Origin of the sequence: Mesorhizobium sp. M1A.T.Ca.IN.004.03.1.1 (genome assembly GCF_003997555.1) — a bacterium.
GTDB lineage: Bacteria > Pseudomonadota > Alphaproteobacteria > Rhizobiales > Rhizobiaceae > Mesorhizobium.
On record NZ_RZTV01000001.1, the window covers coordinates 840,606 to 866,751 of the forward strand.

Sequence of the window (26,146 nt, forward strand, 5' to 3'; positions counted from 1 at the left end):
TTTCTACTCCGCCGGGCGCGTCTCTTCCAGCGCGCTTTCCTCATTGAAGAGGAAGCCGCCGGACTGCCGTTTCCAGAGCCGTGCATAAAGACCGTCCAGCGCCACCAGCTCGTCATGCGTGCCTTCTTCGACGATGCGGCCGCCGTCGAGCACGACCAGCCGGTCGAGCGCTGCGATGGTGGAAAGCCGGTGGGCGATGGCTATGACGGTCTTGTTCTCCATCAGCCTTGCCAGGTTTTCCTGGATCGCCGCCTCGATGTCGGAATCGAGTGCCGAGGTCGCCTCGTCTAGGATGAGGATCGGCGCATCCTTGAGGAAGAGGCGGGCGATCGCCACACGCTGGCGCTGGCCGCCGGAGAGCTTGACGCCGCGCTCGCCGACATAGGCTTCGTAGCCAAGGCGCTTGCGATTGTCGCGCAGCCCCATGATGAAGTCATGCGCCTCGGCTTTGCGCGCCGCGGCGATCACCTCGGCGTCGGTAGCGTCCGGCATGCCGAGCTTGATGTTGTCGCGCAGCGAGCGGTGGAACAGCGCCGTGTCCTGGCTGACCACGCCGATATTGGCGCGCAGCGAATTCTGCGTCACACGGGCGATATCCTGGCCGTCGATCAGGATCCTGCCGCCCTCGAGGTCGTAAAGGCGCAGGATGAGATTGGCCAGCGTCGTCTTGCCGGCGCCGGACGGACCGACAAGCCCGACCTTCTCGCCTGGACGCACGACGAGGTCGATGCCCTCGAGGACCCCTGCCCCTTTCCCGTAGTGGAAGGTGACGTTCTTGAGGTCGATGCGGCCACCCGCAACCACCAGCTCCTTGGCATCCGGGGCGTCGGTCAGGCCGAGCGACTGCGAGATCAGCGCCTTGGAATTTTCCAGCACGCCGAGATTCCTGAGGATACTGTTGAGCTGCATCATCAGCCGTCCCAGCAGCATATTGAGCCTCAGCACAAGCGAGAGCGTGAAGGCGACGGCGCCGACGGTGATCGAGCCTTCCACCCACAGATAGACTGCAAAGGCGGCGATCGCCGTGATCATGATGCCGGAAAGCGTCGTCAGCGCCACGCGCACACCGGTCAGCCGCCGCGTGAAGGGCCGCAGCGCATCGAGATAGATGTCGAAGCCGTTGCGGATGTAGCGGTCGTCGCCGTCGGCCGCGAACAGCTTCAGCGTCTGCACATTGGAATAGGAATCGACGAAGCGGCCGGTGATCATCGAGCCGGCTTCGGCGGTCGCCTCGGCATGCTTGCGGATTGCCGGCAGATGGAGCCTGGCCAGCCAGCCGAAGGCGACGATCCAGATCACCACCAGCGCCGCCAGCCTGAGGTCGAGGCCGGCGACCAGCGCCAGCGTCGTCACCGTGTAGACGATCATGAACCAGACGACTTCGATGAAGCTTTCCATGAGGTCGCCAGTGGCCTGCCCCGCCTGCCAGACCTTGGTGGCGATACGCCCGGCGAAGTCGTTTTGGAAGAAGGCGTAGGACTGGCGAGAGACATGCCGGTGCGCCTGCCAGCGCACCAGGCTGTAGAAGCCCGGCGTGATCGTCTGCTCGTCGACCAGCGCCGAAAGGCCGACCACCAGCGTGCGGATGATCAGCACCACCGCGCCCATGAACAGCAGCTCTGGCCCGGCGGCGGCCCACAGCGCGTGCCAGCTGCGTTCGCCGGGAAGCTGGTCGAGGATATCGACCAGCCGTCCGACGAAATAGAACAGCCCGGCCTCGACCAGCGGCGCGATGCCGCCGATGATCAGCATGGCGAAGAAAGCGAGCTTCGCTTGCCCGACATAGTGCCAGAGGAAGCCGCCGACGCTGGCAGGCGGACGAAGATTCGCCGGCTCGCGGAACGGGTAGACCCAGCTTTCGAACCAGCGATAGACGGCCTTCATCATTCCGCGGCTTCACCTTTCGTCGGCAGATCGTCGGCCGCCTGCTTTTCCTCGAGCAGGAAGCCGCCCGACTGGCGCCGCCAGAGCTGGGCATAGAGCCCGCCCTTGGCGATCAACGCCTCATGCGAGCCGTCCTCGACGATGCGGCCCTTGTCCATGACGACGAGCCGATCCATTGCCGCGATGGTCGACAGACGGTGGGCGATGGCGATGACCGTCTTGCCCTGCATGAGCTTGTAGAGGTTCTCCTGGATAGCGGCCTCCACCTCGGAATCGAGCGCAGACGTAGCTTCGTCGAGAATGAGGATCGGCGCGTCCTTCAGCATAACACGGGCAATGGCGATGCGTTGCCGCTGGCCGCCGGACAGCTTCACGCCGCGCTCGCCGACGAGCGCCTCATAGCCGCTTTGCCCATGCGGATCGGTCAGCCCCGCGATCACATCGTCGATCTGCGCGGCCTTGGCGGCGCCGAACATCGCCTCATCGCTGGCGGACTGTCGTCCATATTTGAGGTTCTCGCGAACGGATCGATGCAGGAGCGACGTATCCTGATTGACGAAGCCGATCGCCGCGCGAACGCTTTCCTGCGAGACGTTGCGGATGTCCTGTCCGTCGATCAGCACCTTGCCGTCCTGCACGTCGAACAGCCGCAGCACGAGATTGACCAGTGTCGACTTGCCGGCCCCGGAACGGCCGATCAGGCCGACCCGCTCGCCCGGCGCGATCTTCAGCGACAGATTGTCGATGACGCCGCCTTTGCCGTCCTTGCGCCAATAGTTGAAGTTCACCTGCTCGAACTCGATGCCGCCGGCTTTGACCACGAGGGCCGGCGCGTCCTGCTGGTCCTGCATGGTGATGGGGCGCGCGATCGTCGTCATCGAATTGCTGGCGACGCCGATCTGCCGGAAGACGTTGGCGCCGACATCGAGGATCCTGCCGGAAATGTTGGCGATCTGCAGCGCGAACGGTATCGCCGTCGCCACGGCCGCCGTGGTCATGGCGCCGGCGTTCCAGCCGGCCAGCGCCAGCCAGCTTATGGCGATAAGCAGCGCAGCGTTGAGGACGAACAGGGCCGACCACATCAGTGTGAAAACGCGCATCAGCTGATAAAACGTGTCGGCGTGCTCGACGACGGCTTGCGAGACATATTTGTCTTCGTGCTCGCCGGTCGAGAATGTCTTGAGCGTCAGGATGTTCGTGTAGCTGTCGACCATACGGCCGCTCACCTGCGACCACCGCTCCGACAGTTGGGACGAGCGCTGGGTGATCCTCGGCATCGCAAACCAGAAGATCATGCAATAGAACACCAGCCAGGCCGCCACCACAGCCAGAAGAAGCGGGTCGAGCCGCGCCAGCACAACGATGGCGACCGCGACGAAGACCAGCGCGTACCAGACGGCATCGACGGTGAGATTGACGCTCATCTCCACCGAGTCGCCGCTTTGCATGACCTTCGTTCCGATGCGGCCGGCGAAGTCGTTCTGGAAGAATGACCAGTCCTGACGCACGACATGCCAATGGCTTTGCCAGCGGATGAGGTCGATGAGGTTCGGTGCGATGGCGTGGTTGCGGATGAGCGCGTCGATAACCATGGACAGCGGACGCAGCAGCACGATGATCGCCATGATGACGAGCAGCGGCCCATGCGCGACGAAGAAATCGCCCGGCCTGGTGTTGGAGAGCAGGCCCACGATCAGGCCGACGAAAATCGGCAGCATCGCGTCCACTATTGCCGCGACCGGCAACGATGATCATGCGCAGCCAATAGGCGGCGCGAAACTGCCTTATGAAATACCAGTAGAACCGCCAAAGTCCCATTGGCGGCTGCCTGTCTTCGGCCAGCGCCACCGGCGAATAATGGCTTTCGAACCATGTGAAGATGCGGTCGAACATTTTTCTCTCGTAGATGCCGGAACCCCGCCGGCACCCGATTTGGTCGCCGGCGGGCCTCTGACAGGTCGTGGTTACGCCCGGGAGCGATTCCCCGCAATCGCCGTAACCTTGATGCCAATCGCGATCGCGTTACTCCGCCGCCATCTCGGAGTGAGACCCTTTGGCATCGGACTCAGCCGGCGCATCATCGAGGAGGAACCCACCCGACTGGCGCTGCCAGAGCTGGGCATAAAGGCCGCCCTTGGTGACAAGCTCTTCGTGCGAGCCTTCCTCGATGATGCGCCCCTTGTCCATGACGACGAGCCTGTCCATCGCAGCGATGGTCGACAGCCGATGCGCGATGGCGATCACGGTCTTGCCTTGCATCAGCTTGTAGAGGTTCTCCTGGATCGCCGCCTCGGCTTCCGAATCGAGCGCCGACGTCGCCTCGTCGAGGATGAGGATCGGTGCGTCCTTCAGCATGACGCGGGCAATGGCGATGCGCTGCCGCTGACCGCCGGACAATTTGACGCCGCGGTCGCCGACATGTGCATCGAATCCCTTGCGGCCGTTATGGTCCGAAAGCGCGCCGATGAAATCGAGCGCCTCCGCCCGCCGTGCCGCCTCGATCAGCATCTCGTCGGTGGCGTCAGGGCGCCCGTAGAGGATATTCTCCCGCACCGACCGATGCAGCAGCGAGGTGTCCTGCGTCACCATGCCGATCTGCGCGCGCAACGAATCCTGCGTTACCCCGGCGATCTCCTGGCCATCGATGAGGATCCTGCCGCTTTCCAGGTCGTAAAAACGCAGCAAAAGGTTGACCAGCGTCGACTTGCCGGCGCCGGAGCGGCCGACGATGCCGACCTTCTCGCCGGGTTTCACAGTGAGCGACAGGTTCTCGATGACGCCCTTCTGCTTGCCGTAGTGGAAGCGGATCTCCTCGAAACGGATCTCGCCCTGACTGACGGCGATGTCGCTGGCGCCCGGGCGGTCCTCGACCAGCCGCGGCAGCGAGATCGACTGGATGCCGTCTTGCACCGTGCCGATATTCTCGAACAGGCTCGACATCTCCCACATGATCCACTGCGACATGCCCCACATCCTGAGCACCAGGCCGATAACCACGGCGACTGCGCCGATCGTCACCGCCTCGCCCAGCCATAGCCACAGCGAGATCGCCGTCACGGAAAACAGAAGCAGCGAATTCAGGATGTAGAGCATCCCATATAACTGCGTCACCAGCCGCATCGAGCGGTAGACCGTATCGAGGAAGCTCGCCATGCCCTCCCTGGCGAAAGTTGCCTCGCGGCGGGCATGCGAAAACAGCTTCACCGTCTGGATGTTGGTGTAGCTGTCGACGACGCGGCCGGTCATGGTCGAGCGCGCATTGGCCTGCTCCTCGCCGACCTTGCCGAGCTTCGGGATGAAAAAGCGCAAGAGCCCGATATAGCCGACCAGCCATACACCCAAGGGCACAGCCAGTCGCAAGTCTGCCGAGCCGACGATGAACAGCATGCTGAGGAAGTAGACGACGACATAGTTTAGGACATCGATCAGCTTGATGACGCATTCGCGCACGGCAAGAGCGGTCTGCATCAGCTTGGTGGCGATACGGCCGGCAAACTCGTCCTGGTAGAAGGCCATCGACTGCTTGAGCAGGTAGCGATGCACCTGCCAGCGGATGCGCATGGGATAATTGCCCATCAGCGTCTGCTGGTTGAGCAGCGAATGCAGCCATACCGTGCCCGGCAGCGCGAACAGCACGATGAAGGCCATGCCGGCGAGTTTCCAGCGCTCCGTCTCAAGGAAGGTTTCGCGGTTCTGCGCCGACAGCCAGTCGACGATGCGGCCCATGAAACCGAACATCCACGCTTCGGCAAGGGCTATCGCTGCCACAAGCACGGCATCGACGAGGATATAGGGCCAGGCCCCGCGCGTGTAATGCACGCAGAAGGCGACCAGCGTCTTCGGCGGCTCGACCGGCTCCGCGGCGGGAAACGGATCGAGCCTCTTCTCAAACCAGCGGAACATTCGAGGCACTCGACGATTTGTGCGCTCACGCGGCGCGGGGTTGATTGGTAAGGCCGTTCGGCCGCACGGCGCCGCGGGCCGGCGATACGGAATTGTCCGTATCGCCGGCCCTGCTTCGCGCAATATAGGGTGTCGCGGGCTTTTCGCCGACAGGCTTGCCAGAGGATCCTGACGACAAGCTGTCGCCAGCCCTGGTTTTGCCCGGTCGGACCATGCGGATGATCCGGCGCACCAGCGAGGGTCGACCGGGATCGGGCACCGCGCGCGAGAAGTCGACGTCCGGCAGCATGCCGCGATGCGGACGCCGGCGCGTCTCGGCGTGCACCGCCGACGAGTAAGTCTCGCCGATCAGCAGCGCCCAGGTCGCCACCTTGCGCTCATGCAAGCTTCTTGAACCCGGTATTTTAAAGGGATCGAACATCGGTCCGTCCTCCATGTGCAAATGCGTTAAAAAGGGTGATGCGAGCTCGACCTCCGGCATTCGGCCGGAGGGACGCGACGCAGTCAGGACATGACGGCAAGCGTCAGTCCCGACCTGACGGCCAGCGTCGGTGTCGACACGTTCAGGCGGGGCGGGGCGCCGCTTTGGCAGTTTGAGAAACATCGCAAGATTCCTTCGAAGGCCGAAAACTGGGTTCGGCGGGAATCGGTGCGATGAGGTCTTAAAGTGTCAGAAGAATCGTCGTACCGAAACCGCCGTTGGGCATACGTGGGCCCCAAAGAGGAGCTGCCCGGAGAAGGGCTGGAAGTGCATGGTCATCATGTGGTCCCTCTCCTTCGGTTCGGGTTGACGATGATGGGCGTATACTCGACTTCGCAGAAAATGGCCACCCGCCAGTCTAGAAATCGCCAAAAGCCGGAGCCGCCTGTGGCCGTTCTGCCACTTATTAGAAGGATGCGGAAATGAACGACCGTCTTCGCATCGGGCTCTACCAACCGGATATCGCCGGCAATTCCGGGACGATCCTGCGCTTCGCCGCCTGCCTTGATCTTGGCGTCGACATCATCGAGCCGGCCGGTTTCCCGCTCTCCGATCGGGCGCTGAAACGCGCCGGCATGGACTATCTCGAAATGGCGGCGCTTGCCCGCCATGCCGACTGGCACGCCTTCGAGGAATGGCGCCGAACGAACGCGCGCCGCCTTGTGCTGCTCACCACCAAGGCCGAGACCGCCTACACGCGGTTTGCTTTCGCCGCCGGCGACGTCCTTCTGTTCGGCCGCGAATCCGCCGGCGTGCCGGAAGAGGTTCATCAGGCGGCGGATGCGCGACTGACCATTCCGATGCGGCCGGGCGCCCGCAGCATCAATGTCGCGCTGTCCGTCGCGATGGACGCGGGCGAAGCGGTCCGCCAGCTCGGATAGGCTGCTCAAGCCCTGCTCGTCGTCGCGAACGCCTCCCACTTGCGGCGTCAGTCTCACCCAGGCGCACATCGCCTTCTCCTCAATTTGCCTTGTCAGGCTTTCCTCGCTACAAGCTCAACCTAACTTGAGGTCAAGCGGAAAGTGCGAGATGGCTCCGGTGAAGGAATTGACGGTCGGCCAGGTGGCGATGCGCAGTGGCGTCGCGGTCTCGGCGCTCCATTTTTACGAAGCGCGCGGGCTGATCCGCAGCCATCGCACCGCGGGTAACCAACGGCGCTACGGCCGCGACGTGCTGCGACGGGTGGCGATCATCCGCGTCGCCCAGGAGGTCGGCATATCGCTCGCCGAAATCGCCGCCGCATTCCAATCTCTGCCCGAGGGCCGCACCCCGACGCGCGAGGATTGGAATCTGCTTTCAACGGCTTGGCGCGACGGCCTCGATCATCAGATCGCCCAATTGAAGAAGCTGCGCGACGGCCTGACCGACTGCATCGGCTGCGGTTGCATGTCGATCGACAAATGCCCGCTTCGGAACAAGGAGGACCGACTGGCCAGAGAGGGAACTGGAGCGAGACGGCTACTGGTGTCCTGAGGATTTTTCAATCTGCCGCCGGCAGCCGTCGCATGGTGAATTCGATGACGTCGCCCGGGCGCTCGAACCAGCTTTCGATCTCGGTCCAATAGGCCTGCTTGGGAAAGCGCTCGAACCATTCCTTGGCCTTGAGGCGCGCGGCCGGCCGCGGCAGCACGAAAGTCTCGCGCAAAAATCCGTCGCGCGGCTCTCTTTCGCGCTCGACCCGTGAGCGCTCCAGCCTCTTCTTCAAGCCATCCAGCGGCGGTCTTGCCGGGGTGCGCACGAGCAAACTCCTTGCACCTTGGTCAGACAGGACTTGACCCTTGCCCTTAAGAGATTAGGGATCGCGCGCAGAAAAAACGAGTCATTTGTCGGGCAAGCAGCCTGGACTGGAGACGGAATTGGAACGACCCGACATTGCGGTGGGCCTGCCTGACGACATCGAGCAGAAGAAGATGAAGGCCCGCCTCTGGTTCGAAGCGCTGCGCGAGCGCATCTGCGCCGCCTTCGAGCAGATCGAGCAGGAACTCACTGGACCGCAATCGGCATGGTCGCCCGGGCATTTCGAGCAGACGCCGTGGGAGCGCGACGACGGCAAAGGTGGCGGCGGCACCATGTCGATGATGCGCGGCCGCGTCTTCGAGAAGGTCGGCGTGCATACCTCGACCGTCCACGGCGAATTCTCTCCCGAATTCCGCAAGCAGATCCCGGGCGCCGACGAGGATCCGCGCTTCTGGGCGAGCGGCGTTTCGCTGATCGCGCACCCCTGGAACCCCAACGTTCCGGCCGTGCATATGAACACACGCATGGTCGTGACCACCCGCCACTGGTTTGGCGGCGGCGCCGACCTGACGCCGGTGCTCGACCGCCGCCGTACCCAGGACGATCCCGACACGATCGCCTTCCACCGCGCCATGCAGTTCGCCTGCGAGAAGAACGCCGGGGTGGCCGACTATCCGAAATTCAAGGCGTGGTGCGACGAGTACTTCTTCCTGCCGCACCGCAACGAGGCGCGCGGAGTCGGCGGCATCTTTTTCGACTGGCTGCATTCCGATGAGGGCCAGGGCGGCTGGGACGCCGATTTCAATTTCGTCCAGGATGTCGGCCGCTCTTTCCTCGTCGTCTATTCCCATCTGGTGCGTGGCAATTTCAACCAGAACTGGACCGACGGCGACCGCGAGGAACAGCTCGTCCGGCGCGGCCGTTACGTCGAATTCAATTTGCTTCACGATCGCGGCACCATCTTCGGCCTGAAAACCGGCGGCAATGTCGCCTCGATCCTCTCCAGCCTGCCGCCCGAGGTAAAGTGGCCGTAAAAATCCGGTGAGCGGAAGGCCAGCCGCATTGCTGTCCCATTCGCCGAATTTTGACCGGCAATGTGGCAGGGGCGATTTCTTTTTCGTCTAATATCCTTTTGAAAAAATTGATCTATTTAACGTGCCGGGTCGGGAAGCGCCGGCGGCTCGTCACTGCTACGAGCCGCGACCCGACGCGTCCGGACGGCCCTGATCGAGCGGAGTGCCTTCCCAATGGTGCCCGCATCCCAGGAGAACATCCTATGCGCAAGCTTATTGTGACGGCGGCAACCGCCGCCTTTCTCGCCTCCGGTGGCGCCGCGTTCGCCGCGGTCAAGCACACCACGGGAACAGTGAAGAGCTTTGATGGAACGGCCATGAGCCTTGTTCTGGACAACGGATCGACCTTCACGCTGTCCAAGGCCTTCAAGGATCCGGGCATAAAGCCGGGCGAGAAGGTTCGCGTTTCCTGGGATATGAGCGGCAAGAACAAGATTGCCGAGGCTGTCAAGATCATGAAGTGACGGCCTGCACGGCCAGCAATTGCAGAAACGTTGAAGCGGTTTCCGCTGGAATTGCGTCAAAACAAAAAGACAGTGCGGTTCATCGTTTCACGGAAACCAGGTGGCAACGGGCGGAGCAGCAATGCTCCGCCTTTGATTTCGCGCGGAGACCGTGAAAAAACAATTCGCCACCGGCCCAATGCAACCGAAGCCGGCGACATGTGTTATGGTTTTCCACCGGGGCAATTTCAGGAAAATGCGATGCGGCTTTCCATGCGGAATTGCATGATAACAAGGAGCGGAATCAGGGCTCCGGACCTAGGAAAGGAAAAACCATGAAGGAGTTCCAATGCGGGACACTCGTCCCGGGCTGCGATTGGCACACGCGCGCCGAGGAGGAAGCCGAGGTCATGCGCCGCGCCGTCGAGCACATGCGTGAAACCCATGGCGAAACCACCATCCGCGAGACCATGATCGAGGCGATCCGCTCGCGCATCCAAAAGGTCCGCGACGCGGCCTGAGGCATCGGGTCACCGTTTTCGGACGACCATTGGCAAAGCCGGCGAGTTGGATGCAGCATCCGGCGCATCTCGTTTCGTTTGCGTCTGATCGCTGGCAACGGCCTGGCTTCGCCGAATTCAAGCAAAAACTTATATTCGTACCGGCTTGGATAACCCCGCGGTAACGGTCTCCATGCGATCGTCGCGCATGATCCGGCGACCGCGGCTGCCCGAGGAGCCGTCCGCCACAAGGCGCGTCTGGATCCGGTGGGGCGAGGTGCTTCGCGCATGCGCGAAAGATCCAACAAACGAGACGGTTTCGGCGCAGCCGCACTGTTGCTGTGCCTAGTCGTTGGCGCCTCGCCGTCGATGGCCCAGGAAATGACCACGTCGCTCGTGAACATCCACCAGGGGTCATGGCTCAGCGACCGCGCCAGAGCTCTCGGCAATGGCGGCTATGAGCTGCAGGACGGGAGCTGGGTCTCATTCAATCGTTGGTACCACAGCGATTGGGTCGACATGCACGTCGACTTCATCACGCAACTTACCGAAGACAGCGGCTTTCTGTGGGGAGTGGGAACCGGGGAACAAGCCGAGAAGTACCGCATCGCGCCGAGCCTCAAGCTCGGTTTTCTCACCCAGACCCATCCGAGCCTCAACAGCACTCTCTCCCTTTCGGTTACCTCGACCTTCGGCGGCAACCTGAGCGAAAAGCCATGCTTGGCCGACTACGGGGATCTGGGCACCTACAGCGTCAACTGCCGGCTTGCGGCCGGGGAGACGGCGCCTGAGGACACGCTGAAATATCTGGTTAACGCTACGCCCGAAAGGCTGCGCCTGTGGCTCAACTACCGTGTTACTTTCTGATCGCCGGGATGCCGCGCATGAGAAATCTTCCTGCTCCCGAACTTCGCGATCGTCCGTCCTCGTTCCTGCTTTGACCGGGAGTAAGACCATGTCTGGTAATTTCTGGAAGCTCGGCATTGCCGCGGCACTGACCATTCTGCCGGCATGCCTGGCGTCGGCGCAGGAAGCTCTCGACGCGGACCAGTCGGCCGCGCTGTGCCACGGCGGCGGGTCCATATGCGTAAGCGCAAAGATACCGGTTGCGCGAACGACACAAGCGGTGCAGAGCTGGATGAGCCCCGATGTCGGCGCCGCGTGGGCGGCTGGCTACAAGGGCAAGGGCGTCACCATCACCATCGTCGACGACTTCAGCAGCTCATCGCGCTTCTCCGGCAATTTCGGCATCGGCACGCAATATCAGCGGCACGGAGAGTGGACGCGCGAAGAAGCAAGCATGATCGCTCCTGCGGCGACCATCCGCTCCAAGGACTTCTCGACGGGTTCGGCCGTCCCGCTGGCAAGTGGCCGCGACGTCCTCAACCTCAGCTACGGCATGTACGCGAACGCGGGTTACAGCGTGAACCAGATCCGCTGGGCCCCGGAGGAGCAATCGATCATCTCCTACGCCAGCAAGGGATCGGCCATCGTCTCGAAAGCGGCTGGCAACGATTCGGTTGCGGTCGGCGGCGTCACCAGCGGACAGCAGGATTATCTCGATCTCGCTCTGATCGGCAAACCGACGGCGATCTTTGTTGGCGCGCTGTCCACAAACGGCACGGCGTCAAACAAGGCTCAGCTTGCCTGGTATTCCAATTACGCCGGCTCCGACCCGACCGTGCAGAGCCATTTCCTGGTGGTCGGCGTCGAAGGCGACAAGACCGGCCTTTACGGCACGTCGTTCGCCGCGCCTATCATCTCCGGATATGCCGCAATAATCGGCAGCAAATTCACCAAGGCGACCCCGGTTCAGATCACCAACGACCTGCTCAACACGGCTCGCACCGACACGCTGGTCAACTACAACCCCTCAGTCTACGGCAAGGGCGAGGCAAGCCTTTCGCGTGCCCTGGCCCCGGTGGCGATACGCTGAGCGGCGCCACGATGTAGGACTGATCTAAGCCTCGAGTGCCTGCGCGGCGCGTTTGAGCAGTGCGCCGCGATCCATGGCGAATGCTGAATCCACCCATTCCCTTTCGAGATTCTTCAGCGTGGCACCAAGCTTCGGGCCGGGCGCGGCGCCGAGTTCGGTCAGGTCGGCCCCCTTGATCGGAAAGCTCGGCTTTTGCCATTTCAAGGCGAAGCCGAGCAGGCGCGAGAAACCGCCGGCTTCCATCATCGCCTGATCGTCCTCGATGGCCCCTGTCCGCGCGGCGGCGAGCGCGAGCCGCAGCCGATCGACGAAGCCTTGGCGGTCGCCGAAATAGAGCCTTTTCGACAATTCCGTCTCGGCCGTCTTGGGTTCAGGCGGAACCGTCTGTGCCCAGTGCCGCAGGCGCTCCCCCTCGTCGGTCGAAAATCTCAGCCTTTCGGCAAGCGTCTTCATGCGCGCGGCATCCGGCGGAACGACGGCCTCCAGCCTGAGCAGCGGATCGGCATCCCAGCCGAGATCCTTTTCGGTCCTGACCAACCCGTGGATGGCGTCGATGCCCCATTTCTCGCTCTCCGGCAGCACGGCGGTGAGGACACCGGCCTGGCGCATCCACAGCAGGGCACGCGATGGGTCGGGCGCCGAAAGCAGCTTCTTCAGTTCGGACCACACGCGTTCGGCTGACAGCCTGCCGAGCCCGTCCTTCAGCCTGGCGCAGGCCTTCAAGCCCTCGGCGTCGGGCCGGCCGTCGCCATACCAGGCGAAGAAGCGAAAGAAACGCAGGATACGCAGATAATCCTCGCGGATGCGCGCTTCCGGATCGCCGATGAAGCGCAGCCGCCGCGCCTCGATATCGGCGACGCCGCCGACAAGGTCGACGATGGCGCCGTCGGCTTCGGCATAAAGCGCATTGATGGTGAAGTCGCGCCGCGCGGCGTCGGCCCTCCAGTCGCGCCCGAAGATGACTTTCGCCCGCCGACCGTCGGTCTCGATGTCGGCCCTGAGCGTCGTGACCTCATAGGCCTTGCCGCCGGCGATTGCCGTGACGGTGCCGTGCTCGATCCCTGTCGGCACGGTCTTGAAGCCGGCGGCCTGGGCGCGGCGGATCGTGTCCTCGGGCACCGTCGTGGTGGCAATGTCAATGTCGGCGACCGGCTGGCCGATCAGCGCATTACGCACCGCTCCACCGGCCACCCGCGCCTCTTCGCCGCCCTCCTTCAGCGCGGCAAGCAGCTTCTGCAGATGCTTTTCGCCCAGCCAATCGGCCCTGCCCGAGAGAGACACCTCAGCGCTCACGCATAGAGCCTTTCATAGAGTGTGCGGATGATGCCGGCGGTGACGCCCCAGATCCGCTGGCCGCCATAGGGCATCTCGTAGAAGAACCATTCGAGGTCGTTCCACATGCGGCTGTCGCGCGCGTGGTTGACAGGGTCCATCAGGAAGCGCAGCGGCACCTCGAAGGCGGCGTCGACCTCGTCGGCGTTGAGCATCAGCGAAAAGCCCGGCCGCACCACCGAAAGCACCGGCACGATGCGGTAGCCGCTGCCGGAGACATAGTCGGGCATGCGGCCGACAATTTCGATGTGATCGCGGTCGAGGCCGATCTCCTCGAATGTCTCCCGCAGCGCTGTGGCCTCAGGGCTGGGATCGGTCGGATCGATGGTGCCGCCGGGAAAGGCGACCTGGCCGGAATGGCTGCGCAGCTTCTCGGCCCGCTTGGTGAGCAGCACCGTGGCGCCGTCGGCGTGATCGACGACCGGGATCAGCACCGCGGCGTCGCGCAGCGGTTTTACATGCTTCAGCCTGGGATGCCCTGGATTGAAGCGGTGGTCGCCGAACTCGTCGCCGGATTGGACCTCGGCCTGGGCCGCTGCGCGGGCGCGAAAATCCGCGATCGAGAACGGCACCGGCGCCACCTGGTCCATCACGCGCTTAGCCGCTCGAGCTTGTCGGCCGACATGATCGGATAAACTTCGCCGCCGGAGCGGACGGCGAACATTGCCCTGCCGCAGACGTCGATCACCTCTCCATGCTCGACCAATTCGTACATCACCGGCCGTGCCACCAAGGCTTCCAGCCGCCCGCGCACCAGCACATAGGGCTTGAGCCCGCCGGTGGCGTCCTCGTCGACGAAGCGCAGCGGATGGCCGGGCCCGGCGGTGACCACGTCCCCGACATTGGTGCGGAACGTGATGATCTGGCCGTTGCCGGTCCCGGACACGTTCATCTCGACGGCGATGAAGGGCGCGTCGGCGACGCGGATGCCGACGCGCTCCACCGGCGTCACCAGGTAGGTCTTGCCGTCGGCGTCCTTGCGCAACACGCTGGAAAAGAGCTGCACCAGCGGCATGCGCCCGATCGGCGTGCCGAGGTAGAACCAGGTGCCGTCGGCCCTGATCTCCATATCGAGGTCGCCGCAGAAGTCTGGATTCCAGCGCTCCACCGGAGCCGGCCCCTTGCCGGCGCGCGCCGCGCGCGAGATCAGCGCCTCCAGCCCGCGCGCCTCGGTGGCGCTGGTCAGGCCCTTTTCACCGGATTCTGTGCGATGCGTCATGGTCACGAAATAGTCACTGTTGTCCGGATTGTCAGCCTTGTCAGCCCAAGCCTGTGATTTAAGTTCAATCGCAGGCGCCGGGCGAGGCCGAATCGCGGCATTCTGCGAATCGAGAATGCAAGCCGGTATTTCCAACCACAAGGATCGAACGGCATGAGCGTGATGATCAAGGAAAGCCCGTTGAGCGACAAGGCGATGATCGAGCAGGCCGAGAAGGCGCTGTCCGACATCTCCAAGGTCCGCGACGCCGTAGGCCGCGTTATCTTCGGCCAGGAAGCCGTTGTTGAGCGCACGCTGGTTGCGCTGCTTGCCGGCGGGCATGCGCTCCTCGTCGGCGTGCCAGGCCTCGCCAAGACCAAGCTGGTCGAGACACTGGGCATCGTGCTCGGCCTCGATTCCCGCCGCATCCAGTTCACGCCCGACCTGATGCCGTCCGACATCCTCGGCTCCGAAGTCATGGAGCAGGATGAGCTTGGCAAACGATCCTTCCGCTTCCTCCGCGGGCCTATCTTTTCGCAGCTTTTGATGGCCGACGAGATCAACCGTGCCTCGCCGCGCACCCAGTCGGCGCTGCTGCAGGCGATGCAGGAATATCACGTCACCATTGCCGGCGTTCGCCACGACCTGCCCTCGCCCTTCCACGTGCTGGCGACGCAGAACCCGCTGGAGCAAGAAGGCACCTATCCGCTGCCGGAAGCGCAGCTCGATCGTTTCCTGATGCAGGTCGACATCCTCTATCCGGAGATCGAGGCCGAACGCCGCATCCTGCTCGAAACCACCGGCGTCGAGGAGGCCAGGGCCGACAATGTGCTGCAGCCAGCCAGGCTGAGGGAGATTCAGACGCTGATCCGCCGCATGCCGGTGCCCGAAACCGTCGTCGAGGCGATCCTCAAGCTGGTGCGCTCGGCTCGTCCCGGTCAGGGCATTGCCGACACCGACAAGCACGTCGCCTGGGGTCCTGGTCCGCGCGCCAGCCAGGCGCTGACCCTGTGCGCCCGAGCACGCGCTCTATATGATGGCAGGCTGGCGCCGTCGGTCGACGACATCCGTGCCCTCGCCGAGCCGGTGCTGCAGCATCGCATGGCGCTGACCTTCGCCGCCCGCGCCGAAGGCACATCCGTGCGCGACGTGGTGGCGAAACTGGCAAAAGGCATCTGATGGGTCGAATAGGCGAGGTCCAGGCACCGGTTGCGACGCGCGACGCGCTCGCCCGTGGCCGGTTGCGGGCCTCTCTGGTGCCGGATCTGCTGGTCGAGGCGCGCCGCATCGTCAACACGGTGATCGCCGGCTGGCATGGCCGCCGCAAGCGCGGCATCGGCGAGAATTTCTGGCAGTTCCGCCCCTATGTCGAAGGCGATGCCTCGCGCATCGACTGGCGCCGCTCGGCCCGCGACGACCACACCTATGTGCGCGACCGCGAGTGGGAGGCGGCCCATACTGTCTGGCTCTGGTCGGATCCCTCGCCGTCCATGCTCTACAAATCCTCCGGAGCCGGCGTTTCCAAGGAATCGCGCGCTCTGGTGCTGGCGCTTGCGTTGGCCGAGCTCCTGTCGCGCAGCGGCGAGCGCATCGCCTGGCCGGGCCTCACCGACCCGTTCACCGCCCGCAACGGCGCCGAACGCATCGCGGCCCAGCTCAGCCATGCCGGCAACCTGGCGGCTAAGCCCGATCTCTCCACCATCCGCCGCTTCTGCGACATCGTCATCGTCAGCGACTTTCTCGATCCGGTCGAGGAGACCATGGCCTGGCTCGACGTGCTCGCCCGTCACGGCGTGCGCGCGCATCTGATCGAGGTCGCCGACCCGGCCGAGGAGACCTTCCCCTATGCCGGCCGCACCGAATTCACCGATCCCGAGACCGGCGACAAGCTGACCGCCGGCCGCGCCGAAACGCTTAAAGACGAATACCGCCTGCTCTATATCGCTCGCCGCCAGGAACTGGCCGGCTGGTGCAAGCGCCTCGGCTGGAGCTTTACCGTCAATCATACCGACCGCCTCGCCTCCGAGGCGCTCGTGCGCGTCCACATGGCGATGACCGCCGACAGCAGCCGTCCGGGTCTGACCTCGGGTCATGCCGGGCTGACCGCCGGTGGCGGTCATGCAGGGCTGACCGCGGGCGGTGATGCCGGAAAGGCGGTCGCATGAGTTGGCTGCCGCTTTCCTTCGGCGCGCCGATGGTGCTGTGGGGGCTGCTGGCCCTGCCGGTGATCTGGTACCTGCTGAGGCTGACGCCACCCAGGCCGCGGACTGAGGTCTTTCCGCCGCTGAGGATCCTCGCCCGCGTCCTGAGGCGCGAGGAGACGCCGCATCAAAGCCCCTGGTGGCTGACGCTGCTTCGCCTGCTGATGGCCGCCCTTGTCGTCACCGCGCTCGCCGAGCCGATCTTCAATCCGCGCGAAAAGCTGCCGGCCGAGGGCTCGGCGCTCGCGCTGGTCATCGACAATGACTGGGCAAGCGCCGCCGACTGGGGCAAGCGCGTCGCCACCGCCGAGCGGCTGATTGCCGATGCAGGCTCGAACGGCGTGCCGGTCGTCATCGCCTTTACCGCCGAGAAGCCGAATGCCGAGATCGGCCCCTTCGATGCATCGGCCGCGCTCGACCGCCTGCGCGCGGCAAAGCCGCGCCCGATCCCGACCGACCGCCCCGCCGTCTATGCCCGCGTCGCAGCCACTTTGGAGCGCCTGCCCGGCGCCAGCGTCGCCGTGCTTGCCGATGGCCTTGCCGCCACCGGTGACGAAGCAGCGTTCAAGACGCTCCTGGAAAGGAATGCCGCGAGGCTGGTCTGGGCTACCTCGGACCGGCTCTCGCTCACCGGCCTGACCGGCGCCGACAATCAGGTCGACGGCTTCACGCTGACCGCCATCCGCGCGCCGGGCGATCCGGCGCCGGCGCAGATCACCGCGGGCGCCTTCGACGACAAGGGCCGCCGCATCGCCGACGCGACTCTGACCTTCGCGCCGGGTCAGACCACCGCCACCGGAACGATGAAGGTGCCGTTCGAATTGCGCAACGACTTCGCCTCGATAGCACTCGATGGCGAGCACCAGGCCGGCGCCGTTCGCGTGCTGGACGAGAGCTCCAAGCGCCGCCGCGTCGGTCTGCTTTCGCAGGCTGAGGCAGACCAGGCGCAGCCGCTGCTGTCGCCGCTCTATTACATTCGCCGCGCCCTGCAGCCTTTCGCCGATCTGGTGGAGCCGTCGAGCGCCGATCTGGCCGATGCCATTCCGCAGCTTCTCGACCAGAAGCCGGCGATGATCATCATGGCCGATGTCGGCACCATCCCTGCGCAGGTCCGGCAACGGCTGGTCGACTGGGTGAACAATGGCGGCACGCTGGTTCGTTTTGCCGGTTCAAGGCTGGCTGCCGCCGGCAACGACGATGATCTCTTGCCGGTCCGGCTGCGCAGCGGCGAGCGCGCGCTGGGCGGCGCGCTTTCGTGGACGACGCCGCAACCGGTCACCGAATTCCCGAAGAACGGCCCGTTCGCCGACCTCGCGCCGCCGACGGAGGTGACGGTCAGCCGGCAGGTGCTGGCCGAGCCGACGCCCGACATCGTCGAGCGCACCTGGGCGACGCTTGCCGACGGCACGCCGCTGGTCACGGGCATGAAGAAGGACAAGGGAACGCTGGTGCTCTTCCACGTGACACCGGAGGCGACCTGGTCGAACCTGCCGATCTCCGGCAGCTTCGTCGAGATGCTGAGACGCATAGTGCAATTGTCGCGCAACCAGGGCACCGCGGTCGCCAATGCCGAGGCGGCCGCCGCTTCGCTGGCGCCCTATCGCATGATCGGCGCCGACGGCGCGCTGGTGCCGCCGACACCCGATGCGCGGCCGCTCGTGCCCGCCGCCGGCCCGCTTCCGGTGACGCTGGAAAACCCGCCCGGCCTCTACGGTTCGGAAACCGGCGTTTTCGCGCATAACCTGCTCAACGCCTCGAGCACATTCACGCCGCTTGCTCGGCCACAGGTCTCGCTGCCAGTGACGGCCATCGCTTACGCCTTCGACGAATCGGAGAACCTGAAAGGCCCGCTGGTCACATTGGCCCTCTTGCTGATGGTGCTCGACACGCTTGCCGTGTTCTGGATGGGTGGGCTGTTCTCGCGCCGGCCGCGCCGCGCCGCGGCGACCGCCGCTGCCCTGCTGATCGTGTTCGGCGGGCTCTTCGCCCACGTCGACTTTGCCCGCGCCGATGATTCGAAGCCGGGCGATGCCCAGGCCATCGAGGACATTTCGAAAACTCGCATCGCCTATGTCATCACCGGCGAGCCCGGCGTCGATTCAATCAGCCGCGCCGGCCTTGAGGGCCTCACCCGCTTCCTGATCGAGAAGACCGCGCTGGAACCCGGCCCGCCGGCGGGCGTCGACATCTCCAAGGACGAACTGACCTTCTATCCGCTGATCTACTGGCCGATCGACGCCACCGCGCCGATGCCCAGCGAAGCCGCGATCGCCCGCATCGACGCCTATATGCAGCAGGGCGGCACGGTTCTCTTCGACACGCGCGACCAGTTCTCCAACGGCATCGGCGCCGGCTCGGCAAGCCCGGCCACCGAGCGGCTGCGCGATATTCTCGGCAATCTGAACGTGCCGCCGCTGGAGCCGGTGCCCTCGGACCATGTGCTGACGAAGTCCTTCTTCATCCTTCCCGAGTTTCCCGGCCGCTTCAACGGCAGTCCGCTCTGGGTCGAAGCCTCGCTCGATGCCAGCAACACCGAGAACCGTCCCGTGCGCACCGGCGACGGCGTCTCCCCGATCATGATCACCGGTAATGATTTCGCCGGCGCCTGGGCGGTCGACGAGAACGGCGATCCGATGCTGCCGACCGTGCCGCCGGATCCGATGCAGCGCGTCTACGCGCTGCGCGCCGGCGTCAACATCATGATGTACATGCTGACCGGCAACTACAAATCCGACCAGGTGCATGTGCCCGTCCTGCTCGAACGGCTGGGACAGTAGTTCATGAACTGGTCGATCTCCTTCGAGCCGCTCGTTTCCTGGCCGCTGTTCTGGGTCGTCATCGTGCCGCTCGCGCTGCTCGCGCTGGCTGGCCTGTGGTTCCGTCAGCGCGGCTCTGTCCTGCGCTTCATCGCCCTGCTGGCGCTGGGCGCGGCACTGCTCAATCCCGTTTTCCTCGATGAGGAACGCGAGGCATTGAAGAGCGTCGTCGCGGTCATCGTCGATCGCAGCCAGAGCCAGGACATCGGCGACCGCACCAAGCAGACCGACGAAACGCTGACGGGCCTTCAGCAGCGCCTCGGCCGCTTCAAGCAATTCGACGTCCGCGTCGTCGAGGCCGGCAAATCCGAGGCCGCCGATGAGCGCACGGAAACCAGGCTGTTCGGCGCGCTGGAAAGCGCTTTCCGCGATGTGCCGCCCTCGCGCATCGGCGGCGCCATCATGATCACCGATGGCGAGGTGCATGACGCGCCGGCCGGCGCTCCGGAATTCAACGCGCCGCTCCATGCGCTGATCACGGGCAACGAGCACGAGAAGGACCGCCGCATCCGCTTCGAGAACGCGCCGCGCTTTGGCCTCGTCGGCAAGCCGCTCGACATGAGCTATCGGGTGCTTTCCACCGAAGGTCAGGGCGGCCCGGTCGACGTGCGGGTCTCGGTCAATGGCGAGCAGGTCTCTGTCGAGCATGCGACCATCGGTCAGCCGATGAAGCTTGAAGTCACCATTCCCAACGCGGGCCGCAACGTCGTCCAGCTTTCGATCGACCACGAGCCGGGCGAGTTGACCGACACCAACAACCGCGCCATCGCGCTGGTCGACGGCATTCGCGATCATCTGCGCGTGCTTTTGGTCTCCGGCGAGCCGCATGCCGGCGAGCGCACCTGGCGCAACCTGTTGAAATCCGACGCTTCGGTCGACCTCGTCCACTTCACCATTCTGCGACCGCCGGAAAAGCAGGACGGCACGCCGATCAACGAGCTGTCGCTGATCGCCTTCCCGACGCGCGAGCTGTTCGTCGAGAAGATCAAGGACTTCGATCTGATCATCTTCGACCGCTATCAGCACCGCGACGTGCTGCCGATCCTGTATTACGACTACATCTCCGAATATGTCGAAAAGGGTGGCGCGCTGCTGATTGCCGCCGGCCCCGAATATGCCGGCGAAAGCTCCATCGCCCGAACGCCGCTGATGTCGGCCCTGCCCGCGATGCCGAGCGGCGAGGTCGTCGATAAGGCCTTCTATCCGCGTCTCACCGATCTCGGCCAGCGCCACCCAGTCACGCGCGGGCTCGACGGCTCCGCCGCCGATCCGCCCCGCTGGAGCCGCTGGTTCCGCACCATCGGCGTCAAGAATCCCGAGGGCGCGGTGGTGATGAAAGGGGCCGACGACCGCCCCCTGCTTGTGCTCGACCGCAAGGGCGAAGGCCGGGTCGGCATGCTGCTTTCCGATCAGGGCTGGCTGTGGGCGCGCGGCTTCGAAGGCGGTGGACCGCATGTCCAGCTCTATCGGCGCATCGCCCATTGGCTGATGAAGGAACCCGAACTTGAAGAAGAACGGCTGACCGCCGACGGCCGCGGCATGGTGCTGGAAATCCGCCGCCAGACGATGAGCGACGATCCCGGCCCCGCCCAGGTGATCACGCCTTCCGGCAAGACGATGACGGTCAAGCTGGAAAAAGCCGAACCAGGGATTTTCACGGGCAGCCTGCAGACCAGCGAGATCGGCCTCTATCAGGTCGGCAACGGCGACCTCACCGCGCTTGCCCATGTCGGCCCGATCAATGCGCCTGAATTCGCCGATGTCGTTTCCACCGAGGACAGGCTGAAGGCGCCGGCCGAGGCGACCGGCGGCAGCGTGCGCCGGCTCGCGCCATCCTCCATGCTTGGCGATCTTGCCGGCGGTGTGGCATTGCCTTCGATCGTACCGGTCCGCTCCTCGGGGGCGGCATCGGGGAACGATTGGATCGGGCTGCGCACCACCGACGACAGCACGCTGAAGGCCGTCTCGCGCGTGCCGCTGTTCGGCGGCTTCCTCGGCCTCGGCTTGCTGCTCCTGGCCATCGGCTCGATGTGGTATCGAGAAGGAAGGTAGAGCCTTTTCCTTCTCCCCTTCCGGGGAAAGGTGCCCGAAAGGGCGGATGAGGGGCGGCGCGCAACAATCAATACGGCGCTTGCCCCCACCCTCACCCTGCTCGGCCGGCGGCCTCGCTTTCCCTCTCCAGGACACGGGCGAGGCAGAGCCGCCCTACTCTTCCGGCTCGGTCGTGAACAGCAGCGGATAGCCCTTGGCCTTACCGGCGTCGGTTGCTCGCGCGGCCTTGGTCTCGGCAACGTCGCGCGTGAAGACGGCGACCACGCAGACGCCGCGCGTATGCGCGGTGATCATCACGCGATGCGCCTGATCCTCGCTGAGCTTGAACTCGCCTTTAAGCACCGTCACCACGAACTCCCGCGGCGTGAAGTCGTCATTGACCAGGATGACCTTGTAGAGCTTCGGCCGCTCGGTCTTCGGCTGCGTCTTGGTACGCGGTTTGAGGACGGTCTCAGGCATTGGAATTCACCAGCTGGAAACTGGGTCTGGCTTGCACTCCCTCAGGCAGGGAAGCATTTGTCCATTTGTCCGCTGGAGGGCGGAGAATCGAGGGACGACGAAGGCTTATGTGGGATAGCGTTGTTTGCGCTTCAACGCCCCTGCCGACCGATCGTGCGACGCACCGTCGTCCATGTTGGAACCGCGCTCCATGAAGGCGCCAATCACCCAGGCGGCGAAGCCGATCAGAGTCGCGCCCGTCAGCGCGATCAGGATCCAGCTCTGTGCCGGCGTGATGTAGTCGAAGCTCGATGAGATGGCCGGTGCGAAAAGTTCCGGCTCGGTCCTGCCGCTGGCGGGATCCGGCACTGGGCTGGCTGTCAAGATGATCAGCGCTCTTGCTGCCGCGGTGGCAACCAAGCCGCCGAGAGCCAGCGAGCGCATCATGGACGAAAGCCGCTTCTTCATGCGGATTGTCCTACGGCACCGGCATTGCGATCGGGTTAAGGAAGTGGCGCGGCGCAAGCTGCCGGTGTCAGGATTCGGCCGCTGGAAGCCGCCCCGGCCGGTTTCGGCCGGAGCGGTCTTGAAAGATCAGGATCGAAGCCTGGATTAGGACTTCTTCGCGTCCTTCTTCGGGGCCTTCTTGACCGGGCACTTGTGGGTCTTGGTCACCTTGCAGGCCTTCTTGGCGGCGACCTTCTTCGGAGCGGTCTTCGCCGTAGCGTCAGCGGCCGGAGCCGTGGTCGTGGTCGAGGCGGCCGGAGCGGCGGTCGTCGTGGCGGCGGCGTTGCTGACAGCCGGCATCGAGAAAGCGAGAGCAACAGCGAGGCCGAGGGCGGAGAGGAGGGACTTTGTCATGGCTTCATTTCCTTTTTCATGCGGGTCGAGGAGTTGAGCGTCACTGAACCGGGTCGATCGGTGTCACTCCAAGCAGCTTCAAAGCGTTTGCGAGCATCCGGATGCCCTGCGCCTGTTTCTTGGCAGCGCAGAACCGGTTTCCCTTTCTTTGAAGTGCCTTCGCCGCGGTGACCTGCGTTGCCGCGGCATGGGTTTCGAGGGCTTCGTCAACTTGACGGTTGAGATTGGTGCAGCGCTCGGTCCGGGTCAGCGGCGTTACCTTTGCGTTGGAGGCCCCGACTGCGGCTGTGATGAGCGACATGCTAAGCAAAGCACCCATCACGCTGATCCAGAACCTCTGCATCGGTCTTGCCCGTTACTCCGGAAACTTGCGTCGCAGCCGATGACCTGACCGCCACGGCACCAGTTATGCCCTTGAAATTTTTCACGAGTTTTTCCCGAGTGTAGAATTTTGTTTCTGAATTGTTTCTGGGGAAGCCATTCCGTCCCACGTCGCCGCCACTGGCCAAGATGTGGCCCGAATTCTATCGTGTGGGTGATCACAGAAGGGCAGCTTGGCTACACAAATCGCGGGGTTCTCGTGAAATCCGACTCGCACATACTGATCGTCGATGACGACAAGGGCATACGCGACCTGCTTCAGGAGTTTTTCCAGAAGCGGGGGCTGCGCACGACAGTGGCCGCCGACGGCACCGAGATGGAGTCGATCCTGCGCCGGGCGCAGGTCGACCTGATCGTGCTCGATGTGATGCTTCCCGGTAAAAGCGGGCTGGAACTGTGCCGCGAGATCCGCGCCAATCACACGACACCGATCATCATGCTGACCGCGGTGACCGAGACGACGGATCGCGTCGTCGGGCTCGAGATGGGGGCTGATGACTATGTGCCGAAACCCTTCGATCCGCGCGAATTGCTCGCCCGCATCCGAGCGGTGCTGAGGCGCAACGGCACGGCCGAGCCGCGCCGGCCCACAGCCAAGCAGATCTACCGCTTTGCCGGCTGGACCATGGATTGCTCGCGCCGCCGGCTGACGGCGCCCGACGACGTGCGGGTGGAACTGACGATGGCGGAGTTCAACCTGCTGCAGACCTTCGTCAAGAGCGCGCAACGCGTTCTCACCCGCGAGCAGCTCATCGAGTTGTCCGGCGGCGACACCGGTTACAGCTTCGATCGCAGCGTCGACATCCTGGTCAGCCGCCTGCGCCGCAAGATGGAGGACGATCCCAAGACGCCGAAACTGATCTTGACTGTTCGCAGCGGTGGCTATCAGTTTCTGCCCGAAACGACCTCCGAATGAGACGCTTGCTGCCGCAAACCCTGCCTGTCTGGGTTCTGCTCATCGTTATTGCCGGCCTGATGATCAGCCAGGTCGCGACGCTTTATATCGTGGCGCGCGACCGCGCCGCCGCCAACGATGTGGTTGATCTCTACCGGCTGAACGACCGCGCCTATTCGCTGGTGCAGCTTATGCATGACGCCACGCCTGAAGAACGCAAGACGACCGCGTCCGGTCTATTCAATGCCACCTACGCATTGACCGTTTCGGACAGCCCCGCCGTCACTTCCTCGATCGCCGGCGATGACCAGCTAGCCGAGTTGGAGGACATCCTGGTCGGCCGCCTGTCCAAGTTCGGCATCACCGACGCGCGTGTGCGGCGCGATCCGGCAACGCAGGAAGCCGATGTCCCAGACGGCCAGGTGATGAACAAGGATGTCGGCCAGGTCGAGCGCGATCTGCTGGTGCTGGCCGCGGATTTCGCCCAGAGCGACAAGCTGACGGCATCGCTGCGCTTTTCCGACGGCCAGTGGCTGAACTTCACCGAGCCGATCACGCCGGCTGGGCCGATCCTGAGTTGGGACAGCCTACCGCTCTATTCGCTGATAGCGGGACTGATCATCGTGATGTCGATCTGGTCGCTGCGCCGGCTGACCGCACCCTATCGCATGATGGAGACCGCGGTGAACCGCATCGGCAAAGACCTCAAAAGCCCGCCCATCGCCGAGACCGGCAGCCGCGAGATCCGCGCCGCGGCAAAGGCGGTCAACGCCATGCAGATGCGCCTGCGCGACTATGTCGAGGACCGCGAGCACCTGGCGGCGGCACTGGCGCATGATTTGCGCACGCCGCTGACCAGGATGCGATTGCGTCTCGAGCTGCTGCGCAAATCGCCGGCCCGTGAAGCGCTGGCGCATGACCTTGCCGACATCGAGAGCATCGCAAGCTCGGTGATCGACTTCGCCAAATTCGAGGTCACCGAGGAAAAGGCCGAGCGGATCGACTTCTGGTCGCTGGTGGAGGCGGTCGCCGACATGTTCGAGGACGCTTCGTTCGACGAGGACGCCACGCCGTCGCGCGGCCTGGTCTGCATCGCGCGGCCGGTGGCGCTGCGCCGCTGCATCACCAATCTAGTCCAGAACGCCGTCACCTATGGCAAGAAGGCGCATATCGGCGTGCAGCGCTCTGGCGATACAATCACGCTCAGCATCCGCGATGAAGGGCCGGGCATTCCGCAGGTAAAGCTGGATCAGGTGTTCGGTTCCTTCGTGCGCCTCGAACAGTCGCGCAACCGCGAGACCGGCGGGCTCGGCCTCGGCCTGACCATCGCCCGCAACATCGCCCGCGGCGCCGGCGGCGAGATCAGCCTTTCCAACCATCCCGGCGGCGGCCTGCTGACGGAGCTGCGCCTGCCGCTGGCAGCTTGAGTCAGCAAGCGCTTTCCCGGCTGCTCCAGAGGACTGGATCAGCCGCGCCATCCTTGTGATAGTGCAGCCCGCCCTAAAGCGCCGTGCGTTCTCCAGGACGCGGGATGCTGTAGCACTTCAATTTGGTGCATGACCCTTACCGAACCGAAGGTCAGCGACGCAAAAATCGATTCTGATTTTCGGATCCCCGCACGAGGAACCGAACCATGTTCTACGCAATCCTTGCCTATCACGTCGAAGAGACCGTCGAGTCCTGGACGCCCGACGAGGATGCAGCCGTCATGAAAGACCTGCTCGAGATCAACGACAGGCTGACCCGCGCCGGCAAGCTGGGCCCGGCGGCAAGGCTGGGGGAGACGGCGAAAGCCGTCACGCTGCGCGGTCCGGGCGACGGCATGGTGATCGACGGCCCCTTTGCCGAGACCAAGGAGCAGTTGCTGGGCCTCTATGTGCTGGATTGCGCCAACCAGGACGAGGCGATAGCGGTGGCGCGCGATCTCAGGCGCGTCAATCCCACCGCCGTCTACGAGATCCGGCCGATTGCGCTTTATCTGCCGGGCGCGCCGCTGGCCTGAATTCCGGGAGTAG

At 64.3% G+C, this 26,146-nt stretch carries 26 protein-coding genes; 14 read left to right on the forward strand and 12 right to left on the reverse strand.

The window, feature by feature from the left end; all coding sequences use genetic code 11:
* Positions 1–3: 3 nt before the first annotated feature.
* The 4 genes from EOD29_RS04045 to EOD29_RS04060 all read right to left on the reverse strand — a co-directional run bounded on the left by EOD29_RS04045 (position 4) and on the right by EOD29_RS04060 (position 6,208).
* A complete protein-coding gene (locus EOD29_RS04045; RefSeq protein WP_127245975.1) occupies positions 4–1,887 on the reverse strand; it encodes an ABC transporter ATP-binding protein in 1,884 nt (627 codons plus the stop codon).
* Positions 1,884–3,602: an ABC transporter ATP-binding protein gene (locus EOD29_RS04050; RefSeq protein WP_245475211.1), complete on the reverse strand. Its 1,719-nt coding sequence runs from the start codon at positions 3,600–3,602 to the stop codon at positions 1,884–1,886. Before EOD29_RS04050 ends, EOD29_RS04045 begins: the two co-directional genes overlap by 4 nt.
* A 304-nt stretch (positions 3,603–3,906) precedes the next feature.
* Positions 3,907–5,787 carry an ABC transporter ATP-binding protein gene (locus tag EOD29_RS04055; protein WP_067326540.1) on the reverse strand — a complete coding sequence of 627 codons (1,881 nt, stop codon included), beginning with the start codon at positions 5,785–5,787 and terminating at the stop codon, positions 3,907–3,909.
* Between the two features lie 25 nt (positions 5,788–5,812).
* Positions 5,813–6,208: a hypothetical protein gene (locus tag EOD29_RS04060; RefSeq protein ID WP_095781273.1), complete on the reverse strand. Its 396-nt coding sequence runs from the start codon at positions 6,206–6,208 to the stop codon at positions 5,813–5,815.
* 482 nt (positions 6,209–6,690) lie between these two features.
* Between EOD29_RS04060 and EOD29_RS04065 the strand changes: the two genes are divergently transcribed.
* Positions 6,691–7,149 carry a tRNA (cytidine(34)-2'-O)-methyltransferase gene (locus EOD29_RS04065; RefSeq protein ID WP_127245976.1) on the forward strand — a complete coding sequence of 153 codons (459 nt, stop codon included), beginning with the start codon at positions 6,691–6,693 and terminating at the stop codon, positions 7,147–7,149.
* Positions 7,150–7,297: 148 nt separating this feature from the next.
* Positions 7,298–7,741, forward strand: a complete 444-nt coding sequence (gene soxR / locus EOD29_RS04070) for a redox-sensitive transcriptional activator SoxR (protein WP_127245977.1) — start codon at positions 7,298–7,300, stop codon at positions 7,739–7,741.
* Between the two features lie 7 nt (positions 7,742–7,748).
* On the opposite strand, the gene EOD29_RS04075 is transcribed toward soxR, so the two are convergent.
* On the reverse strand, positions 7,749–8,006 hold the full coding sequence (locus tag EOD29_RS04075) for a hypothetical protein (protein ID WP_127245978.1): 258 nt from the start codon (positions 8,004–8,006) through the stop codon (positions 7,749–7,751).
* Positions 8,007–8,124: 118 nt separating this feature from the next.
* Here EOD29_RS04075 and hemF point away from each other — a divergent pair, with 118 nt between their 5' ends.
* The 5 genes from hemF (at position 8,125) to EOD29_RS36480 (ending at position 11,957) form a co-directional block, all read left to right on the forward strand.
* Entirely contained in the window at positions 8,125–9,039 is a 915-nt protein-coding gene (gene hemF / locus EOD29_RS04080) for an oxygen-dependent coproporphyrinogen oxidase (RefSeq protein ID WP_127245979.1), read from the forward strand.
* 242 nt (positions 9,040–9,281) lie between these two features.
* Positions 9,282–9,542 (forward strand): DUF1344 domain-containing protein, encoded by a 261-nt coding sequence (locus EOD29_RS04085; RefSeq protein WP_066994313.1) that lies wholly within the window; start codon positions 9,282–9,284, stop codon positions 9,540–9,542.
* Positions 9,543–9,856: 314 nt separating this feature from the next.
* Positions 9,857–10,042, forward strand: a complete 186-nt coding sequence (locus EOD29_RS04090; protein ID WP_066994310.1) for a DUF1059 domain-containing protein — start codon at positions 9,857–9,859, stop codon at positions 10,040–10,042.
* Between the two features lie 267 nt (positions 10,043–10,309).
* Positions 10,310–10,888, forward strand: coding sequence for a hypothetical protein (locus EOD29_RS04095; protein WP_127245980.1), 579 nt, complete (start codon positions 10,310–10,312; stop codon positions 10,886–10,888).
* Positions 10,889–10,976: 88 nt separating this feature from the next.
* Positions 10,977–11,957, forward strand: a complete 981-nt coding sequence (locus tag EOD29_RS36480) for a S8/S53 family peptidase (protein WP_127217042.1) — start codon at positions 10,977–10,979, stop codon at positions 11,955–11,957.
* 24 nt (positions 11,958–11,981) lie between these two features.
* Here EOD29_RS36480 and EOD29_RS04105 read toward each other — a convergent pair whose 3' ends face one another.
* From EOD29_RS04105 to EOD29_RS04115, 3 genes are read right to left on the reverse strand one after another with little or no spacing between them, the layout of a single operon-like run.
* Positions 11,982–13,250, reverse strand: coding sequence for a CCA tRNA nucleotidyltransferase (locus EOD29_RS04105; RefSeq protein ID WP_127245981.1), 1,269 nt, complete (start codon positions 13,248–13,250; stop codon positions 11,982–11,984).
* Positions 13,247–13,879 carry a CoA pyrophosphatase gene (locus EOD29_RS04110; protein WP_127246146.1) on the reverse strand — a complete coding sequence of 211 codons (633 nt, stop codon included), beginning with the start codon at positions 13,877–13,879 and terminating at the stop codon, positions 13,247–13,249. The genes EOD29_RS04105 and EOD29_RS04110 overlap by 4 nt, the downstream gene beginning before the upstream one ends.
* Positions 13,879–14,508 carry a DUF1285 domain-containing protein gene (locus EOD29_RS04115; protein WP_127245982.1) on the reverse strand — a complete coding sequence of 210 codons (630 nt, stop codon included), beginning with the start codon at positions 14,506–14,508 and terminating at the stop codon, positions 13,879–13,881. Before EOD29_RS04115 ends, EOD29_RS04110 begins: the two co-directional genes overlap by 1 nt.
* Positions 14,509–14,661: 153 nt before the next feature.
* Here EOD29_RS04115 and EOD29_RS04120 point away from each other — a divergent pair, with 153 nt between their 5' ends.
* The 4 genes from EOD29_RS04120 to EOD29_RS04135 are packed head-to-tail and all read left to right on the forward strand — an operon-like array spanning position 14,662 to position 21,556.
* Entirely contained in the window at positions 14,662–15,666 is a 1,005-nt protein-coding gene (locus EOD29_RS04120) for a MoxR family ATPase (RefSeq protein WP_127245983.1), read from the forward strand.
* Positions 15,666–16,652, forward strand: a complete 987-nt coding sequence (locus tag EOD29_RS04125) for a DUF58 domain-containing protein (protein ID WP_067326514.1) — start codon at positions 15,666–15,668, stop codon at positions 16,650–16,652. Before EOD29_RS04120 ends, EOD29_RS04125 begins: the two co-directional genes overlap by 1 nt.
* Entirely contained in the window at positions 16,649–19,465 is a 2,817-nt protein-coding gene (locus EOD29_RS04130; RefSeq protein WP_127245984.1) for a DUF4159 domain-containing protein, read from the forward strand. Before EOD29_RS04125 ends, EOD29_RS04130 begins: the two co-directional genes overlap by 4 nt.
* A 3-nt stretch (positions 19,466–19,468) precedes the next feature.
* Entirely contained in the window at positions 19,469–21,556 is a 2,088-nt protein-coding gene (locus tag EOD29_RS04135) for a hypothetical protein (RefSeq protein WP_127245985.1), read from the forward strand.
* A 153-nt stretch (positions 21,557–21,709) separates the two neighbouring features.
* On the opposite strand, the gene clpS is transcribed toward EOD29_RS04135, so the two are convergent.
* The 4 genes from clpS to EOD29_RS04155 all read right to left on the reverse strand — a co-directional run bounded on the left by clpS (position 21,710) and on the right by EOD29_RS04155 (position 23,198).
* Positions 21,710–22,015 (reverse strand): ATP-dependent Clp protease adapter ClpS, encoded by a 306-nt coding sequence (gene clpS / locus EOD29_RS04140; protein ID WP_040989718.1) that lies wholly within the window; start codon positions 22,013–22,015, stop codon positions 21,710–21,712.
* A 105-nt stretch (positions 22,016–22,120) separates the two neighbouring features.
* Positions 22,121–22,462 carry a hypothetical protein gene (locus EOD29_RS04145; protein ID WP_245475213.1) on the reverse strand — a complete coding sequence of 114 codons (342 nt, stop codon included), beginning with the start codon at positions 22,460–22,462 and terminating at the stop codon, positions 22,121–22,123.
* A 144-nt stretch (positions 22,463–22,606) separates the two neighbouring features.
* On the reverse strand, positions 22,607–22,855 hold the full coding sequence (locus tag EOD29_RS04150) for a hypothetical protein (RefSeq protein WP_066994288.1): 249 nt from the start codon (positions 22,853–22,855) through the stop codon (positions 22,607–22,609).
* A gap of 40 nt (positions 22,856–22,895) precedes the next feature.
* Positions 22,896–23,198: a hypothetical protein gene (locus EOD29_RS04155; RefSeq protein WP_066994286.1), complete on the reverse strand. Its 303-nt coding sequence runs from the start codon at positions 23,196–23,198 to the stop codon at positions 22,896–22,898.
* 237 nt (positions 23,199–23,435) lie between these two features.
* Here EOD29_RS04155 and EOD29_RS04160 point away from each other — a divergent pair, with 237 nt between their 5' ends.
* The 3 genes from EOD29_RS04160 to EOD29_RS04170 all read left to right on the forward strand — a co-directional run bounded on the left by EOD29_RS04160 (position 23,436) and on the right by EOD29_RS04170 (position 26,133).
* Positions 23,436–24,152 carry a response regulator transcription factor gene (locus EOD29_RS04160; protein WP_066994281.1) on the forward strand — a complete coding sequence of 239 codons (717 nt, stop codon included), beginning with the start codon at positions 23,436–23,438 and terminating at the stop codon, positions 24,150–24,152.
* Positions 24,149–25,558 carry an ATP-binding protein gene (locus tag EOD29_RS04165; protein WP_127245986.1) on the forward strand — a complete coding sequence of 470 codons (1,410 nt, stop codon included), beginning with the start codon at positions 24,149–24,151 and terminating at the stop codon, positions 25,556–25,558. Before EOD29_RS04160 ends, EOD29_RS04165 begins: the two co-directional genes overlap by 4 nt.
* Positions 25,559–25,764: 206 nt before the next feature.
* Positions 25,765–26,133, forward strand: a complete 369-nt coding sequence (locus EOD29_RS04170; RefSeq protein ID WP_127245987.1) for a YciI family protein — start codon at positions 25,765–25,767, stop codon at positions 26,131–26,133.
* Positions 26,134–26,146: the final 13 nt, after the last annotated feature.

Coding starts and splice junctions, on each gene's coding strand:
- EOD29_RS04145 (WP_245475213.1), bottom strand. CDS start 22,462: ATGAAGAAGCGGCTTTCGTCCATGATGCGCTCGCTGGCTCTCGGCGGC.
- EOD29_RS04060 (WP_095781273.1), bottom strand. CDS start 6,208: ATGTTCGATCCCTTTAAAATACCGGGTTCAAGAAGCTTGCATGAGCGC.
- EOD29_RS04155 (WP_066994286.1), bottom strand. CDS start 23,198: ATGCAGAGGTTCTGGATCAGCGTGATGGGTGCTTTGCTTAGCATGTCG.
- clpS (WP_040989718.1), bottom strand. CDS start 22,015: ATGCCTGAGACCGTCCTCAAACCGCGTACCAAGACGCAGCCGAAGACC.
- EOD29_RS36480 (WP_127217042.1), top strand. CDS start 10,977: ATGTCTGGTAATTTCTGGAAGCTCGGCATTGCCGCGGCACTGACCATT.
- EOD29_RS04150 (WP_066994288.1), bottom strand. CDS start 22,855: ATGACAAAGTCCCTCCTCTCCGCCCTCGGCCTCGCTGTTGCTCTCGCT.
- EOD29_RS04115 (WP_127245982.1), bottom strand. CDS start 14,508: ATGACGCATCGCACAGAATCCGGTGAAAAGGGCCTGACCAGCGCCACC.
- EOD29_RS04165 (WP_127245986.1), top strand. CDS start 24,149: ATGAGACGCTTGCTGCCGCAAACCCTGCCTGTCTGGGTTCTGCTCATC.
- EOD29_RS04055 (WP_067326540.1), bottom strand. CDS start 5,787: ATGTTCCGCTGGTTTGAGAAGAGGCTCGATCCGTTTCCCGCCGCGGAG.
- EOD29_RS04050 (WP_245475211.1), bottom strand. CDS start 3,602: ATGCTGCCGATTTTCGTCGGCCTGATCGTGGGCCTGCTCTCCAACACC.
- EOD29_RS04110 (WP_127246146.1), bottom strand. CDS start 13,879: ATGGACCAGGTGGCGCCGGTGCCGTTCTCGATCGCGGATTTTCGCGCC.
- EOD29_RS04090 (WP_066994310.1), top strand. CDS start 9,857: ATGAAGGAGTTCCAATGCGGGACACTCGTCCCGGGCTGCGATTGGCAC.
- EOD29_RS04135 (WP_127245985.1), top strand. CDS start 19,469: ATGAACTGGTCGATCTCCTTCGAGCCGCTCGTTTCCTGGCCGCTGTTC.
- EOD29_RS04045 (WP_127245975.1), bottom strand. CDS start 1,887: ATGATGAAGGCCGTCTATCGCTGGTTCGAAAGCTGGGTCTACCCGTTC.
- EOD29_RS04085 (WP_066994313.1), top strand. CDS start 9,282: ATGCGCAAGCTTATTGTGACGGCGGCAACCGCCGCCTTTCTCGCCTCC.
- EOD29_RS04120 (WP_127245983.1), top strand. CDS start 14,662: ATGAGCGTGATGATCAAGGAAAGCCCGTTGAGCGACAAGGCGATGATC.
- EOD29_RS04095 (WP_127245980.1), top strand. CDS start 10,310: ATGCGCGAAAGATCCAACAAACGAGACGGTTTCGGCGCAGCCGCACTG.
- EOD29_RS04125 (WP_067326514.1), top strand. CDS start 15,666: ATGGGTCGAATAGGCGAGGTCCAGGCACCGGTTGCGACGCGCGACGCG.
- EOD29_RS04065 (WP_127245976.1), top strand. CDS start 6,691: ATGAACGACCGTCTTCGCATCGGGCTCTACCAACCGGATATCGCCGGC.
- soxR (WP_127245977.1), top strand. CDS start 7,298: ATGGCTCCGGTGAAGGAATTGACGGTCGGCCAGGTGGCGATGCGCAGT.
- EOD29_RS04170 (WP_127245987.1), top strand. CDS start 25,765: ATGTTCTACGCAATCCTTGCCTATCACGTCGAAGAGACCGTCGAGTCC.
- EOD29_RS04130 (WP_127245984.1), top strand. CDS start 16,649: ATGAGTTGGCTGCCGCTTTCCTTCGGCGCGCCGATGGTGCTGTGGGGG.